Annotated in this window: 13 protein-coding genes; 11 read left to right on the forward strand and 2 right to left on the reverse strand. The window is 58.1% G+C overall.

Annotated features, from left to right (window positions below; translation table 11 throughout):
- Positions 1–118 precede the first annotated feature (118 nt).
- The 8 genes from xdhA to C0U40_RS09610 all read left to right on the forward strand — a co-directional run bounded on the left by xdhA (position 119) and on the right by C0U40_RS09610 (position 10436).
- Entirely contained in the window at positions 119–1501 is a 1383-nt protein-coding gene (gene xdhA, locus C0U40_RS09575; RefSeq protein WP_101655558.1) for a xanthine dehydrogenase small subunit, read from the forward strand.
- Positions 1498–3801: a xanthine dehydrogenase molybdopterin binding subunit gene (xdhB, locus tag C0U40_RS09580; protein ID WP_101655559.1), complete on the forward strand. Its 2304-nt coding sequence runs from the start codon at positions 1498–1500 to the stop codon at positions 3799–3801. The genes xdhA and xdhB overlap by 4 nt, the downstream gene beginning before the upstream one ends.
- On the forward strand, positions 3792–4721 hold the full coding sequence (gene xdhC / locus C0U40_RS09585; RefSeq protein WP_101655560.1) for a xanthine dehydrogenase accessory protein XdhC: 930 nt from the start codon (positions 3792–3794) through the stop codon (positions 4719–4721). Before xdhB ends, xdhC begins: the two co-directional genes overlap by 10 nt.
- Positions 4718–6229, forward strand: a complete 1512-nt coding sequence (locus C0U40_RS09590) for an ABC transporter ATP-binding protein (protein WP_101655561.1) — start codon at positions 4718–4720, stop codon at positions 6227–6229. Before xdhC ends, C0U40_RS09590 begins: the two co-directional genes overlap by 4 nt.
- On the forward strand, positions 6216–7307 hold the full coding sequence (locus tag C0U40_RS09595; protein ID WP_101655562.1) for an ABC transporter permease: 1092 nt from the start codon (positions 6216–6218) through the stop codon (positions 7305–7307). The genes C0U40_RS09590 and C0U40_RS09595 overlap by 14 nt, the downstream gene beginning before the upstream one ends.
- On the forward strand, positions 7307–8239 hold the full coding sequence (locus C0U40_RS09600; RefSeq protein ID WP_101655563.1) for an ABC transporter permease: 933 nt from the start codon (positions 7307–7309) through the stop codon (positions 8237–8239). Before C0U40_RS09595 ends, C0U40_RS09600 begins: the two co-directional genes overlap by 1 nt.
- Before the next feature lie 68 nt (positions 8240–8307).
- Positions 8308–9384 carry a BMP family ABC transporter substrate-binding protein gene (locus C0U40_RS09605; protein ID WP_101655564.1) on the forward strand — a complete coding sequence of 359 codons (1077 nt, stop codon included), beginning with the start codon at positions 8308–8310 and terminating at the stop codon, positions 9382–9384.
- 113 nt (positions 9385–9497) lie between these two features.
- A complete protein-coding gene (locus C0U40_RS09610; protein WP_101655565.1) occupies positions 9498–10436 on the forward strand; it encodes an aldo/keto reductase in 939 nt (312 codons plus the stop codon).
- A gap of 3 nt (positions 10437–10439) precedes the next feature.
- Here the strand turns inward: C0U40_RS09610 and C0U40_RS09615 are convergent, their stop codons facing one another.
- Entirely contained in the window at positions 10440–11645 is a 1206-nt protein-coding gene (locus C0U40_RS09615; RefSeq protein WP_101655566.1) for a TCR/Tet family MFS transporter, read from the reverse strand.
- A gap of 111 nt (positions 11646–11756) precedes the next feature.
- A complete protein-coding gene (locus C0U40_RS09620) occupies positions 11757–12986 on the reverse strand; it encodes a mandelate racemase/muconate lactonizing enzyme family protein (protein WP_101655769.1) in 1230 nt (409 codons plus the stop codon).
- 200 nt (positions 12987–13186) lie between these two features.
- On the opposite strand from C0U40_RS09620, the gene C0U40_RS09625 reads away from it, so the two are divergent.
- From C0U40_RS09625 to C0U40_RS09635, 3 genes are all read left to right on the forward strand, one after another.
- On the forward strand, positions 13187–14782 hold the full coding sequence (locus C0U40_RS09625; protein WP_435673792.1) for a SulP family inorganic anion transporter: 1596 nt from the start codon (positions 13187–13189) through the stop codon (positions 14780–14782).
- 115 nt (positions 14783–14897) lie between these two features.
- Complete coding sequence (locus tag C0U40_RS09630; protein WP_101655568.1) at positions 14898–15314, forward strand: VOC family protein; 417 nt, start codon at positions 14898–14900, stop codon at positions 15312–15314.
- Between the two features lie 301 nt (positions 15315–15615).
- Positions 15616–16635 carry a calcium-binding protein gene (locus C0U40_RS09635; protein WP_101655569.1) on the forward strand — a complete coding sequence of 340 codons (1020 nt, stop codon included), beginning with the start codon at positions 15616–15618 and terminating at the stop codon, positions 16633–16635.
- The last annotated feature ends 20 nt before the right edge of the window (positions 16636–16655 follow it).

The following is a 16655-nucleotide window of genomic DNA, read 5'->3' on the forward strand; positions in this document are numbered from 1 at the left end:
AAAAATCTTGCTATGTAAAGGGAGAGTTGTTCTGCTGGTCAAAGAAGTTGCACCAGTGATTTTTGGCACAGCGCAAAGCTGCTGGTGCCAGCAACAGAGAGGCTAGCGAAATTTCAACATGAAGGTCGAATTTCTTCTGAACGGGGCACCGGTCCAGTTGGACCAGACGCAACCTACCCGCACCCTGCTGGAGTATTTGCGTGAAACCCGCGGTCTGAGCGGTACAAAGGAAGGCTGCAACGAGGGCGATTGCGGGGCTTGTACCGTTATGGTTTCTGATGGTGACGGCGCAAAGGCACTGAACGCCTGCATTCTGTTCCTGCCCCAGTTGCACGGTAAGTCCATTCGCACAGTCGAAGGGCTGAACGGACCGGACGGAGAAATGCATCCCGTGCAGAAGAAAATGGTAGACCTGCACGGATCGCAATGCGGTTACTGCACGCCGGGCTTTATCATGTCGATGGCAACAGCCCATCAGAACGGCGAAACCGATCACGACGACCTGCTGGCGGGCAACCTGTGCCGCTGCACCGGATATGCCCCGATCATCCGCGCTGCCGAAGCGGCTGAGTCTGAACAGAAACCGGACTGGCTGCAACAGGACACCGTTCCCCTGACGGAAACACTCCGGACGCTGAAATCCGATGATGCTTTCGTGCCGCGCACCTCGGACGAACTGGCCGATTGGTACGTCGAACACCCTGAAGCTACGCTGGTTGGCGGGGCAACAGATGTGGGGCTTTGGGTCAACAAGGATTTGCGCGACATCACCCCCGTCGCCTTTGTCGGCCAGATCGAAGACCTCCAAGGGGTAGAGGAAAACGACCACGGCATCGCCATCGGTGCGGCGGTGACGCTGAACACCCTTCGCGCAGCGGTAGCAGAGCGCTATCCGAGCTTTGCCGAACTGATCCGCCGCTACGGGTCCAATCAAGTGCGCAATGCCGCCACCATCGGGGGCAATGTGGCCAATGGCTCCCCCATCGGGGACGGGCCGCCTGCCCTGATCGCGCTGGATGCGCGGGTGCATCTGCGCAAAGGCGATGACTTCCGTGATATGGCGATAGAGGACTTCTTCATCGACTATGGCAAACAGGACCGCCACCCCGGAGAGTTCATCTGTGGCATCACCATCCCGAACGCTCCGAACGGGTTGAAATGCTACAAGATTTCCAAACGCTTCGATCAGGATATTTCCGCCCTGTGCGGCTGTTTCAACATCACCGTGACCAACGGCAAGGTAGCCACCGCTCGGATCGCCTTTGGTGGAATGGCGGCGACGCCCAAACGGGCAAAAGCGGTGGAAAACGCCCTGATCGGTAAGCCCTGGACCCAAGGCACCGTGACCAAGGCGATGAAGAAATTTGCGCAGGATTACCAGCCGATCAGCGATATGCGGGCCTCTGCCAGCTACCGCGCCACCACGGCCAAGAACCTGTTGCAACGATATTTTGACGAAGACAACGGGCTTGCAACTTCGGTTCTGGAGGTTACGGCATGAGCGTTGCAAAACCCAATCCCCATGATGCAGGCAATCTGCATGTCACCGGCGCTGCCCATTATGTGGATGATATTCCGACTCCGGCCAACTGCCTTCATCTGGCCTTCGGTTTAAGTGAAATTGCCCACGGTGACTTGATCTCGATGGATCTGGACGCCGTGCGCGCCGCTGACGGGGTGGTTGATGTGCTGACCGCCGCCGATCTGCCCGGTGACAATGATGTATCCCCTTCAAACCACGACGAACCGCTGCTGGCTGACGGCACCATCCATTTCCTCGGCCAGCCTCTGTTTCTGGTGGTCGCGACATCACATATGGCGGCACGCAAGGCGGCCCGTCTGGGCAAGATAGAAACCCGCAAGAAACCCGCGATCCTAAGCATCGAGGACGCGATCAAGGCCGGCACCAAATTCGAGGAGCCCTTACAGTTCCTGAAAGGCGATCCTGACAGCGCTATAGAGCAGGCGGAACACAAGATCAGCGGCTCGATCAATATCGGCGGGCAGGAGCATTTCTACCTTGAAGGTCAGGCGGCGTTAAGCCTGCCACAGGACAACGGTGATATGGTGGTGCATTCCTCCACCCAACACCCGAGCGAAATCCAGCATAAGGTGGCTGCTGCGCTGAACCTGCCGTTCCATTCGGTGCGGGTGGAAATCCGGCGCATGGGCGGCGGTTTTGGCGGCAAGGAAAGTCAGGGCAACGCTCTGGCCTGCGCTACGGCGGTTGTCGCCGCAAAAACCGGATGCCCTGTCAAAATGCGCTATGACCGCGACGACGATATGGTGGTGACCGGCAAGCGGCACGAATTTCGTATCGACTATACCGTTGGCTTTAACGGCGCAGGTCAGATCGAAGGGGTGGAGTTCACCCAATACTGTCGCTGTGGCTGGGCGCAGGACTTGTCGCTGCCTGTGGCGGACCGCGCCATGTTGCACGCGGATAACGCCTATCACCTGCCGAATGCGCGGATCGTGTCGCACAGGTTGAAAACCAACACCGTATCCAACACCGCCTTTCGCGGTTTTGGCGGGCCCCAAGGGGTGGTCGGGATTGAACGGGTGATCGACCATATTGCCCATACGCTTGACGTGGACGCGACCTATATCCGCACGGCAAACTTCTATGCTCCGATGGCGCAGGATGCCGGACAGACCACGCCCTATCACATGGAAGTGCGCGACAGCGTGATGGATCAGATCGCGATTGAACTGCTGGAATCCGCCGAATATTCCAAACGGCGCGAACAGGTGAAATGGTTCAACCATGAAAACCTGCGCCTGAAACGGGGACTGGCGATGACGCCGGTAAAATTCGGCATCAGCTTTACGCTGACCCACCTCAATCAGGCCGGTGCTCTGGTGCATGTCTATTCCGATGGTTCCATCCATATGAACCACGGCGGCACGGAAATGGGTCAGGGCTTGTTTACCAAAGTGGCCCAAGTCGCGGCGAGCCGGTTCGGACAGCCTCTGTCTGCCGTAAAAATCACCGCGACGGATACAGGCAAAGTGCCCAACACCTCTGCGACTGCGGCCTCTAGCGGGTCGGACCTGAACGGTATGGCGGTCAAGGCGGCCTGTGATACAATCGTTGAACGCCTGACGGATTTTGCCGCCGGACACTGGCAAACCCCGAAGGATCAAATCCGGTTCGAGGACGGGGCCGTGACAATCGGTGCACAGGTTGTGCCCTTTGCCGAAGTCGTCTCTCTCGCCTATCAGAACCGGATTTCCCTGTCCGCCACCGGTTTTTACGCCACGCCCGGGATTGAGTGGGACCGTTTTGCCGGACGGGGCACACCCTTCTTCTACTTCGCTTATGGCGCTGCTGTGACCGAGGTCGTGATCGACACGTTGACCGGCGAAAACCGTATTCTGCGCACCGACATCCTGCATGATGTGGGCAAATCGCTTAATCCGGTCATAGATCTCGGCCAGATCGAAGGGGGCTATGTGCAGGGCGCGGGCTGGCTGACGACCGAGGAACTGGTTTGGGACGACAAGGGCGCGTTGCGCACCCATGCGCCAAGCACCTATAAAATCCCCGCCTGTTCGGATCGCCCCGATGTGTTCAACGTCGCGCTGTGGAACAAGGGTGAAAATGTCAGCGACACCATCTATAAATCCAAAGCCGTGGGCGAACCGCCCCTGATGCTGGGAATTTCGGCGTTTCTCGCACTTTCCGATGCGGTTGCGGCCTGTGGTGACGGATCGACCTATCCCGATCTGCAAGCCCCCGCCACTGCAGAGGAAGTCTTGCGCGCAGTCATGGCACAAAGAGGCCAGTCGTGGGACTGAACCTCCCTGCCCTCCGCGCTGCTGCAACCGCCCACGGGCGTGTGGTGCGGATCGTGATCGCAGAGCATAAGGGATCAACCCCGCGGGAAACCGGAACGTCGATGCTGGTCTGGCCCACGGGGCAAAGCGGTACAATCGGCGGCGGCGCACTGGAGTTGCAGGCGGTGGAACAAGCGCGACGGATCAGCGAAGCGACTGTGCTGAAAATGCCGCTTGGTCCCGCGCTTGGGCAATGCTGCGGCGGCGCGGTGACCCTAGTGCTGGAGCCCTTCACGCCGGAGACCTTGCCCCAAGAGCGAGAGTTCTACACGCGTCCCATCGGCACCCCTGCTGACAAACCTCTTGCCATGCGCCGCGCTGAAAAAGCGCTGCGTGGCGGCGGGCAGGCAGCGGCACTGTTATGGCAACAGGGCTGGTTGATGGAACCGCTGGAACAGCCTGCCACCCCGCTGTGGATTTACGGTGCAGGGCATGTCGGTCGCGCACTGGTCGATACGCTGGAAGGGCTGCCCTTTGACATCACATGGGTGGACACGGCACGAAACCGCTTTCCCGAAACAATCCCCGATCACGCCAGCCCACTCGTGGCAACCAATCCGGCGGATGCAGTGAAACACGCGCCAGCGGATGCGCATCATCTTGTGCTGACCTATTCCCACGCCCTTGATCTTGACCTGTGCCACGCGATCCTGTCCCATCCGCACCGCACGCTTGGACTGATCGGATCGGCGACCAAACGCAGGCGGTTTGGCGCTAGACTGGCAGAGCTCGGTCACACAACTGCACAAATAGAAGGCATTATCTGTCCGATCGGGCGGCGCGAACTGGGCAAGGCCCCCAAGGCCATTGCAATCGGCGTAGCCGGCGAATTATTAACTTTTGACGCGGTACATGCCGCACAACAAGAGGCCACCGCATGACCCCACTGTTGCACCTGTCCGGTCTGACCAAAGCCTATCCGGGCGTTGTTGCCAATGATAACGTCGGCTTTGAGATCGCCCCCGGAGAGGTTCATGCCCTGCTTGGGGAAAACGGCGCGGGCAAATCCACGCTGGTGAAAATGATCTATGGTCTGGTCCGCCCTGACAGCGGTGAAATGCGGCTCCACGGACAGGTTTTCGCCCCGCACGAACCGCGCGAGGCACGGGCGTCAGGCGTGGCGATGGTGTTCCAGCATTTTTCCCTGTTCGAAGCGCTGAGCGTGGCAGAGAACATCGCCCTTGGCATGGATGATGCGCCGGAAACCGATGCGCTCAGCGACGAAATCCGCAGCGTTTCCAAAAAATACGGCCTGACTCTTGATCCCGACCGGATGGTGGGTGATCTGTCCGCAGGCGAACGCCAGCGGGTTGAAATCGTGCGCTGCCTTTTGCAGAACCCCAAGCTGCTGGTGATGGATGAACCCACTTCGGTTCTGACACCGCAGGAAGTGGACGTATTGTTCGAGACCCTGCGCCGCTTGCGTGATGAGGGCACGTCGATCCTTTATATCTCGCACAAACTGGAAGAAATCCGCACCATTTGTGATAACGCGACCATCCTGCGTCTGGGCAAGGTGGTTGGCACCTGTGTACCTGCCGAAGAAACCTCTCGCACGATGGCGGAAATGATGGTGGGAACCGAACTGAAATCCCCGACCAAACGCCCCTATAAACCCGGCCGCGTGCTGCTGGATGTGAAAAACCTGCAACTGCCGTCCAAAGACCCGTTCGGCACCTCCCTGCGCGATGTCAGCTTCTCGCTCCACGCGGGTGAGGTTCTGGGCGTGGCGGGAGTGGCGGGCAACGGGCAGGACGAATTACTGCTGGCCCTGTCGGGCGAAGAACTGACCGAAGACGCCGCCATTACGCTCAAAGGTATCGCAATCGGCAGCAAGGGACCGAACCACCGCCGCCTGCAAGGTCTGCTGGCCGCACCGGAAGAGAGGCTCGGCCATGCGGCGGCGCCCGATATGTCCCTGACGGAAAATGCCTTGCTGACCGGGCACGCCCGCCAGCGGCTGACCAACAAGGGCTTTGTCAAATGGCAGGCGACCGAGAATTTCGCCCGCGCCATTATCCAGAGATTCGACGTGCGCACACCCGGCGCAAGCCATGCGGCCAAGTCCCTTTCGGGGGGCAACCTGCAAAAATTTGTGATCGGGCGCGAAATCATGCAACGCCCCGATGTTCTGGTGGTGAACCAGCCCACATGGGGCGTTGATGCCTCGGCAGCGGCTTTCATCCGTGAAGCCTTGCTGGAACTGGCCGAACAGGGTGCAGGCGTTCTGGTGATCAGTCAGGATCTGGACGAGTTGATGGAAATATCCGACACATTTGCAGTGCTTGCCGAAGGGCGGCTGTCCCGCGTGCGATCCGCATCCGGTGTCACAATCGAAGAAATCGGCCTGTTGATGGGCGGAACGGAGGTTGACCATGCTGCGGCTTGAAGCACGTCCCGAACCCTCCCGCGCAATGGTGATGCTCACCCCTATCATTGCGGTTATTGCCACGATGATTGCAGGCGGCATCCTGTTTGCCTTTCTTGGCAACAACCCGTTTACCGCGATCCGGATCATCTTCTGGGACCCGCTGTTTAACGATATGGTGGCGAGCTATACCCGCCCGCAACTGCTGGTGAAGGCTGCGCCACTGATCCTGATGGCGATTGGCCTGTCTTTTGGCTTTCGCGCCAATGTCTGGAATATCGGCGCAGAGGGCCAGTTCATTATGGGCGCGGTCATTGGTGGCGGCACGGCACTGGCGCTTTATCCACTGGAAAGCCCTTTGGTGTTTCCCCTGATCATTATCATGGGCGGACTAGGCGGGTTTTTATGGGCGATGATCCCCGCGATCCTGAAGATCCGCTTTAATGCGAACGAAATCCTTGTTTCCCTGATGCTGGTCTATGTGGCCGCACAATTTCTGGCAGCGATGGTCACGGGGCCGATGAAATCCCCTGTGGGCATGGGGTTTCCGGTGTCGCGCAATTTCAACGAATACCAGTCCGCCTTTAATGCCGAACTTTTGTCCAACACCGGATTGCACTTTGGTGTGCTGGTGATGATGGCTGTGGTGATTGTGGGCTATATCTTCCTGACCCGCCATATCTTCGGCTTCCAGATCCGCGTTTCGGGCCAGTCTGCACGGGCATCCAAATTCGCAGGGGTCAATCCCCATACCACGGTGGCGCTCTGTCTGGGGATATCAGGTGCGCTGGCTGGTCTGGCCGGTTTGTTCGAGGTCACCGGACCTGCGGGCAAACTGTCCACAAATTTCCCGCTCGGCTATGGGTTCACCGCGATTATCGTGGCGTTTCTGGGGCGTTTGCATCCCATTGGCATCCTGCTGGCGGGGCTGTTGATGGCGCTGACCTATATCGGCGGAGAACTGGCCCAGTTCCAGATGTCCATTCCGGCGGCAGCTATTCAGGTGTTTCAGGGCATGTTGCTGTTCTTCCTGCTGGGCGTCGATATTCTGGTGAATTTCCGCCTGCGCTGGGATTCTAAATCCAAGGAGGCCCACTGATGGACCTGTCCTCTATTTCGCCCGTCACACTGATTGTCAGCCTGATGGCAGCCTCGACCCCGATCCTGCTCGCCGCTCTGGGAGAGCTGGTGGTAGAGAAATCCGGCGTCCTGAACCTTGGCGTTGAGGGGATGATGATTATTGGCGCGGTTTGCGGGTTTATCGCGGCCGTAACCACAGGCTCTCCGTGGCTTGGCTTCCTGTTCGGGGCAATCTGCGGTGCCGCGGTTTCGATGATCTTTGCCGTGCTGACCCAATATCTGATGGCCAATCAGGTGGCGACGGGACTGGGGCTGACGATGTTCGGGCTCGGGCTCGCGTCCCTGCTGGGGCACAGCTACACGGGCATCAACCCGCCAGCTTTTTCTCAAATCCATATTCCGGTTCTCAGCGATCTGCCTGTCGTGGGGCGTATTGTTTTCGGCCATGATCCGATGATCTATTTCTCTTTGGCGCTGACCTTTGCCATCTGGTATTTCCTGACCCGAACACGGGGCGGGCTGGTGCTGCGCGCTGTGGGCGAAAGCCACGACGCTGCCCATGCGCTTGGTTACAAGGTTATCCGCATCCGAATGCTGGCCATCGCCTTTGGTGGCGCCTGTGCCGGTCTGGGCGGGGCCTATCTGTCACTGGTGCGCGTGCCACAATGGGCCGAAGGAATGACAGCAGGTGCGGGCTGGATCGCGCTGGCCATCGTCGTTTTCGCAAGCTGGAAACCCGGGCGGGCCATTATCGGCGCCTATCTGTTTGGCGGCGTCACCGTGCTGCAACTGAACCTTCAGGCCGCAGGTCTGGCGATTTCGCCCGCCTATCTGTCCATGACGCCTTACCTTGCAACCATCATCGTGCTGGTTATCATGGCATCCGACAAAAAGCGTCAGTCCCTGAATGCGCCTGCATCTCTGGGCAAGACTTTCTTTGCATCCACATAACAAAACCGCCGCCTATCGCGCGGCACCGAAGACAACCGACCTTAAGACCAACAAGGAGAATGACCCTTATGAACCTCATTAAAACACTGCTCGCAGGTGCTGCAGTCGCTACCGGCCTTGCCGGAGCGGCCATTGCACAGGACAAGCTGAAAATCGGCTTTATCTACATCGGCCCTCCCGGTGATATGGGCTGGACCTATGAACACGATCAGGGCCGCAAGGCGATCGAAGAAGCTCTGGGTGACAAAGTCGAAACCACCTATGTGGAAAACGTGCCGGAATCTGCAGATTCCGAACGGGTGATGACGCAAATGGCCCTGTCCGGCCACAAGCTGATCTTCGCAACATCCTTTAACTACATGGATCACGTGATGAACGTGGCGAAGAAGTTTCCGGACGTGAAGTTCGAACACGCCACAGGCTTCAAACGGGCCGACAACGTATCCACATACTCCGCACGTTTCTACGAAGGCCGCGCGGTTATCGGCCACATCGCCGGACACATGACCAAAACCAACACAATCGGTTACATCGCGTCCTATCCGATCCCGGAAGTGATCCGCGGCATCAACTCTGCCTATCTGGCTGCCAAAGCGGTGAACCCCGAAGTGAAATTCAAAGTCGTCTGGGCCTACACATGGTTTGATCCGGGCAAAGAGGCCGATGCGGCAAACGCGCTGATCGAACAGGGCGCGGATGTGATCATGCAGCACACAGATTCCACCGCTCCGATGTCAGAAATGAAGAAACACGAAGGCATCATCGGCTTTGGTCAGGCGTCCGACATGGGGCAGTTCGCACCTAAACCACGTGTCAGCTCCATTATCGACAACTGGGCTCCTTACTATGTGGCACGGGCACAGGCGATGCTGGACGGTACTTGGGAAAGCACTGACACCTGGCATGGTATCAAGGAAGGCATGGTAGAAATCGGTGAAATGACCGAAGCCGTCCCTGCCGAAGTCCGTGCATCTGCACAGGAACTGGCGGAAAAGCTGGCTTCCGGTGAAGTTCACGCCTTTACAGGCCCAATCAACAAACAGGACGGTTCCGCCTGGCTGGCCGAAGGTGAAACAGCCGACGACGGTACACTGGCAGGCATGGATTTCTATGTCGAAGGTATCGAGGCAGAGATCCCGAACTAAGCCCCTGTTTACGATTTGCGAAAGGCCCGTGCATCCGCGCGGGCCTTTTCGTTTACATCCCCTGAACTTCCGGATTAACCTGCGCGCAAATCCCATTGTGTGAAAGTTTTCCCATGTCCGAATTTACCGCCCTCAACGGCGCGCCTGCCTCCCCCTTCTGTTTTGGCACCATGCAATTCGGGGGCGGCTCTGACGAAGCCGAAAGCGAAGCCGTATTCAAAACCTGCCGCGACGCCGGCATCAATTTCTTTGACAGCGCTTGGGTTTATACCGACGGGGCCTCTGAAACGATCTTAGGCAAACTGGCCAAGGCAGAGCGTGACTCCCTGATCCTGACCAGCAAGGGCGGGTATATCGGCCCGTCGAGCCGCGAAAACCTGACCACACAACTGGACGAGAGTCTGCGCCGGATGCAGACGGACTATGTGGACATCTATTTCATTCACCGCTTTGACGATGACACGCCCTTGGAAGAAACCTTCGACACACTCGCCGCGATGCAACAGGCGGGGCGCATCCGTTATATCGGCGTGTCGAACTATGCCGCATGGCAGGTGATGAAGGCGCAAGGGATCGCCGCGGCTGCGGGAACAAAGATCGACGTGATCCAGCCGATGTATAACCTCGTAAAACGTCAGGCAGAAGTGGAGCTGCTGCCCATGTGCCTGTCCGAAGGCATCAAGGTCACACCCTATTCCCCGCTGGGCGGCGGCTTGCTGACAGGGAAATACGCCAAAGGACAAAAGACAGACGGGCGTTTGTCCAAGGACGACCGCTATGCGGCCCGCTACGGGCTGGAACAAATGCATCAGACAGCAGAAGAACTTGTGGCGCTGGCAGCTGACAAGGGCGTTGATCCGGCAGTATTGGCGGTGGGCTTTGTTGCTGCACATCCCGCGATCACGGCGCCGATCATCTCGGCGCGCACGGTTGAGCAACTGCGCCCTTCTCTCGCAGCCATGACAGCCCCGCTAAGCGCGGCAGACTACGCCAAGATTTCGGCCCTCTCCCCGAAACCGGCCCCTGCTACGGACCGGCTGGAGGAAGCCTGAACGTCAGAAGACATCCCGCCGCCAGCCGCGGAATATCCACAGCGCGATCAGGATCAGGAAAGCCGAAGCGATAAACGGCGCCCCCGGAAAGTAAAATGCGGTGCCCTCGCGGGTGAACCAACTGAACAGCCCCGTCATCACCAGCGGTGCGATGATGGATGCCATCGCCCGCACGCTGCTGACCACGCCCTGCAATTCACCCTGCGCATCATCGGGCACGGCGCGGCTCATGATGCCTTGCATGGCCGGACCGGCCAACATGCCGAGCGCACTGACCGGCAACAGGGCGAAAATCACCCAAGTGGCCGGCGCAAGGGCAATTCCCACAAAGGCCAGCATTTCCATCGTCAGCCCCAAAAGGGCGGTGCCATATTCCCCCAGCCTTGGAATTGCCAACCGGATCAGCAGCCCCTGACTAAGCGCCATCATCACCCCGAACGCGCCGAGCGATACGCCCACCAGCCACGGCTCCCAGCCGAATTTGCCGATGGTGTAAAAGGCCCAGACCACCGGATAGACGACAAAGGCGATTTCCTGAAAGAACAGCACGATCATCATTCGCCCCTGCCCCGGTATCGCCGCAACAGACCGGAAGGCCCCGTGGGGCAGCGCGCGGCGCCATTCAAAAGCGCGGCGGTTGCGCTCGGTGACGGTCTCGGGCAGGACGAAATAGCCGAACACAGCATTCGTCCCGGCCATCACAGCCGCGAGATAAAACGGCGCGCGGGGGCCGAATTCGGCCATCAGCCCGCCCAGCATCGGGCCGAGAATAAACCCGATCCCGAAGGCCGCCCCCATTAGCCCGAAATTCGCAGCTTTCTCTTCGGGCTTTGACACATCCGCGATCACAGCGCCTGCGGTAGAATGGTTTGCCGCTGTTATCCCGCCAAGCACGCGCGCCAGAAACAGCAGCCACAGCGCATGGGCAAGCCCCATGATCACATAGTCGACTGCCATGACTGTCATAGACACCAACAGCACCTTGCGCCGTCCGAACCGGTCCGACAGGTTGCCAACCAGAGGGCCGAACAGGAATTGCATCGCGGCAAAAACGGTGGACAGAATACCTCCCCAGATCGCGGCATTGGCCAGCGTGCTGCCCCCGAGATCCAGCAGCAGCGAAGGCATCACAGGCATAATCAACCCGATCCCGATTGCATCAATCACGACTGTGATCAGGATGAAGTGAATGGCTCTGTTCTGTGTCATGAAAGAAAAATTCCGAAAAGGCGTCGGAATGTTCTAGAACACCCCTCGCGAGGTGACAACAAAATAGGCACTTATCAGATAAATGCCGCGCCGTAAGGCGCGGCGATCCGGTCAGTCCGAGGCCCCACCGGTAAAGCCGTTCGGCTTGTCATAACTGCAAGGCGCTTCCTGCATTTCCAGATGCAACCCCTTGCCTGTCCAAGGATGGGCGCGGGCAAGATCTTCATCAAATTCGATCCCCAATCCCGGAGCAGTCGGCGCAAGAATGAAACCGTCCTCCCAAGTGATCGAATGTTTGATCAGGTCCATATGGAACGCCCCGCCGGTCTGGATGGTCTCGGCCATCAGCAGGTTCGGGATATTCGCCGCCAGCTGGATGTTCGCGGCCCATTCCACAGGTCCGGCGTAAAGATGCGGGGCGACTTGGGCGTTATAAACTTCGGCAATGGCTGCAATCTTCTTGGTTTCAAGGATGCCCCCCGAACGGCCGAGGGCGGGTTGCAGGATGCTGGCTGCCCCGCTGCGCAGGACAGGGGCGAACTCCGCCTTGGTGGTCAGACGCTCGCCCGTGGCCACAGGGATGCGCACCGCCTGTGCGACGCGGGCCATTTCCTCCACACAATCCGGTGGCACAGGCTCTTCGAACCACAACGGAGAATAGGGTTCCAGCGCCTGCCCCAGCCGGATCGCACCCGCTGTGGAAAACTGGCCGTGGGTACCGAACAATAAATCCGCCCTGTCCCCGACAGCCGCGCGGATTTCCTTACAAAAGGCAACCGACTGCGCAATATCCCCCATCGCAGGCATATGCCCGCCCCGCAGGGTGTAAGGTCCGGCAGGATCGAACTTTACCGCCGTGAAACCGAGCGACACCATTTCAGCCGCAGATTCCGCTGCCGCACTGGGATCAGACCAAAAACTGTTCTGGTCGTGATGTTCCATCGGGTAAAGATAGGTGTAAGAGCGGATACGCTCGTTCATCACTCCACCCATCAGCGCATAGGCCGGTCGGTCACGGGCCTTGCCAAGAATGTCCCAACAGGCAATTTCCATCCCCGAAAACGCGCCGATCGTCGTCGGATCGGGGCGCTGGGTGAAGCCGCTGGAATAGACGCGGCGGAACATCATCTCGATATTCTCGGGGTTCTCCCCTTCCATATGCCGCTCGAAAACGTCGCGGATCACCGCGCACATGGCATCCGGCCCGACAGAGGCAGCGTAGACCTCGCCATAGCCGACGATCCCGTTGTCCGTGGTCAGTTTCACAAAGATAAAATAGCGCCCGCCCCAACCTGGAGGCGGATTCCCTACGACGAAGATTTCGAGATCGGTTAACTTCATTTCTACATAGTCCCCGTTGTTTTGCGCCACACTGGACCGCGCCGTCACAGGATTCCAGCCTGTTTGCGTGAATTTTAGCGCTATTTGCGTCTGCAATTCTCGGCTGGGCCAAAACCACCCTTTCACTTTTGTGCCGAACCGCCTAAGCCACGGCCAAGCACCGATAGCAGGAAACCGCCAAAGTGACGAAAAACACACCTATCTCCGATCTCGCCTCCCGTTTACGCGGGAATACCTATTTCTCCCGCAGTCGGGAGTTGAACCTTCCCCAGACCCGCACGGACATCCTGTCCGGTCTGACGGTCGCACTGGCCCTTGTTCCCGAAGCGGTGGCCTTTGCCTTTGTCGCCGGAGTCGAGCCGCTGGTCGGCCTTTACGCCGCCTTCATCGTCGGGCTGATCACAGCCGCTTTTGGCGGACGCCCCGGAATGATCTCCGGTGCGACGGGTGCGCTGGCAGTTGTTATGGTCTCTCTCGTGGCGCAACACGGGGTGCAGTATCTGTTTGCAACCGTGGTCCTGATGGGGATCATCCAGATTGCCGCCGGCATCTTCCGGCTGGGCAAGTTTATCCGCATGGTTCCCCATCCGGTGATGCTCGGCTTTGTGAACGGTCTGGCAATCGTGATCTTTCTGGCGCAGATGGAACAGTTCCGCGTGCCGGATGGGGTCGGTGGCCATACGTGGATGTCCGGTTCCACCCTGTGGATCACACTGGCGCTGGTGGCGGCAACCATGGCCATTATTTGGGCCACGCCGCGGCTGACCAAAGCCTTCCCTGCCCCGCTGGCCGCCATCGGCATCGTGGCTGTGGTTGTGATCCTGTTTGACATTCCCGTCCCCCGCGTTGGTGACATGGCTTCTGTCGAAGGCGGCCTGCCCGCTTTTGCCATTCCCGCCGTTCCCTTCACGCTCGAAACGCTCTGGATCATCCTGCCCTATTCGATCATTCTGGCCGCCATCGGCCTGATCGAGAGCCTTTTGACCCTGAACCTTGTGGGCGAGATCACCAACCAGCGTGGCGGTGCATCGCGCGAGTGTCTGGCACAGGGCGCGGCCAATACCGTGACCGGCTTTTTCGGTGGTATGGGGGGCTGTGCGATGATCGGCCAGTCCATGATCAACGTGAATTCCGGCGGGCGCGGACGGCTTTCGGGCATCTCTGCTGCGCTGTTCCTGCTGGCCTTTATCCTTGTCGGTTCGTCCATCATTGAAATGATCCCGCTGGCGGCCCTTGTGGGTGTGATGTTCATGGTGGTGATCGGCACATTTGCATGGCAATCCCTGCGCATTCTGGCCCGCGTGCCCCGCGCAGACGCCTTTGTGATCCTGCTGGTGACAGCCGTTACCGTGGCCGAAGACCTTGCCATCGCCGTTGTGGTGGGCGTGATCGTTTCCGCACTGGTTTATGCATGGAATGCAGCGTCAATGATTTCCGCAACCCACCACGAAAGCAAATCCGAACCGGGTGCGCGTGTCTATGACATCAAAGGGCCGCTGTTCTTCGGCTCTGCCACACGGTTTCAGGAATTGTTCAAACCTGCGGAAGACCCTGACATTGTGATCCTTGATTTCGCAGGCTCCCGCGTGGTGGACCAGTCCGCCCTGCAAGCGATTGAGGCCGTGGCCGAGAAATACGACGCTGCCGGAAAACGCCTGATGCTGCGCCACCTGAGCCGCGACTGCCACCAGTTGCTGACCAAAGCAGGCCAGTTGATGGTGGATACGGACGACGACCCGGATTACCGCCTGAGCGTCGATTACGACGTGCAACTGGGCCGCATCGGCAGCCACTAAGGCGAATCGGACCAACCAATCTAAAAGGCGCGGAGGATCACCCTCCGCGCCTTTTTCATGTGCTGTACCTGCCCCCCCGAACTGCGCTAGGCTTGGCGCGAGAGGAGCATTCCGAATGATCGCCTATGTCACAGTCGGTGCCGATGATATGGCCGCCGCCAAAGAGTTCTACCAAGCCTTCCTGCCCGCCCTTGGCTACACCCTGACGGAAGGCCCAGAAGGTTTAAGCTATGCGCTGCCCGTTCCAACGGGCCAGACGCCGGTTCTGCCGGATTTCTACGTCAAACCCACGTTTGACGGGCGACCCGCCTCCGCCGGAAACGGCACCATGATCGCATTTGAGGCTAAGGCCAATGCAGACGTCCGAACGCTCCATGCTGCCGCGCTAAAGGCAGGTGGAACAGACGAAGGCCAACCCGGCTATCGCGCCGCCTACAGCCCGAATTTTTACGTCTGCTACCTAAGAGACCCCCAAGGCAACAAGCTCGCGCTGTTTTCGAGCAAGGGGGATGGGGTTGAAAGACACGAATAACGAGATGGGTTGCTACTGTATTTCTCTCTAAAACTGGCAAAAGGCCTCAGCGGTCTTGCCAGATTTTTGCCGATCGGAATTCCAGACCTTTACACTATTAGGTTTGAAAACGGTACTTTTACAGAGCTTCCGCGATCATCTACCCTGAGTAGCATTTCACATTGCACTCAATTTTCTTTTAACTTAAGCAATTGTCATCAATGTATTTTCCAACGACCAACTAGAGGACTTAAACTCAAGACTACCAAATCCCTTCAGTTCTTTATCCGCAGTTTCATTCCAACCAACACCCGAGAAATTCATGACAACTTTCACTATTCGCGAAGGCGAAACTTCCGCATTCACCTATTCCTATAATGGCTACAACCCGCTTATCGAAGTGAATTTTGTAGCTGGAACCGCGACATCAGCAGACGGATACGGTGGCTCGCTCACAAGCTCTTCATCTTCAAGCATCAATGGTTACGTTTACGCGTCTAACACTTATTCTTTTGGCGCATACTCTGACAACATCGACGAGCTGGACGAGCAGTTTACGATTGAGATTTATTACAATGGCTATCTCAACGACACCGTTACAGTGATAGTCAAAGACGATCTTGCTTGGCATGGGACATCAGAGAACGACATCTGGTCAGGTGACACAGGAAACGACATATATTTCGGATACGGCGGTGCAGATGTAATCCGCGGACTGAACGGAAATGACAGTCTGAATGGCGGCACGGGGGACGACCGTCTTGTCGGAGGGAAAGGTTCGGACCAGCTTGACGGGGAAAGCGGCAACGACACCCTTGACGGCGGAAAAGGCACAGACGAATTGTCCGCCGGAGCGGGTAATGACATCCTGTTCGGAGGAGGTGGCGCTGACAGATTGTATGGCGGCGACGGTGAGGATAACCTCTCGGGCGACGGCGGCAAGGACGACATCTTCGGCGGGTCAGGCGATGATTCCCTGTCGGGCGGCAATGGCCACGATGCGCTTTACGGGGGGAGCGGCAACGATCTGATCGACGGCGGAAAAGGTCGCGACCTGATCAACGGCGGGGCCGGCAACGACATCCTGACTGGCGGTTCCTCTGCTGACCAGTTCGTGTTTTCCAGCGAATTCGGGCACGACAGAATCACCGATTTTTCAGTCAAAGGTCGCGAAAAAATTGATCTGGCAGAGAGTGCAGACATTCGAAGTTTTAAAGATCTGACGAAGAATTATGCCACTGACACGGAAGAGGGTGTACTCATAGAAATCAACCCTGACTCCTCGCTACTCATTGAAAGCATAGAACTTTCAGATCTTTCATGGCGCGAGTTTACTTTTTAAAAATATTATCGCGCCCTGTA

The sequence above is a fragment of the Neptunicoccus cionae genome (assembly GCF_002860325.1).
In the GTDB taxonomy this organism is placed as follows: domain Bacteria; phylum Pseudomonadota; class Alphaproteobacteria; order Rhodobacterales; family Rhodobacteraceae; genus Amylibacter; species Amylibacter lutimaris.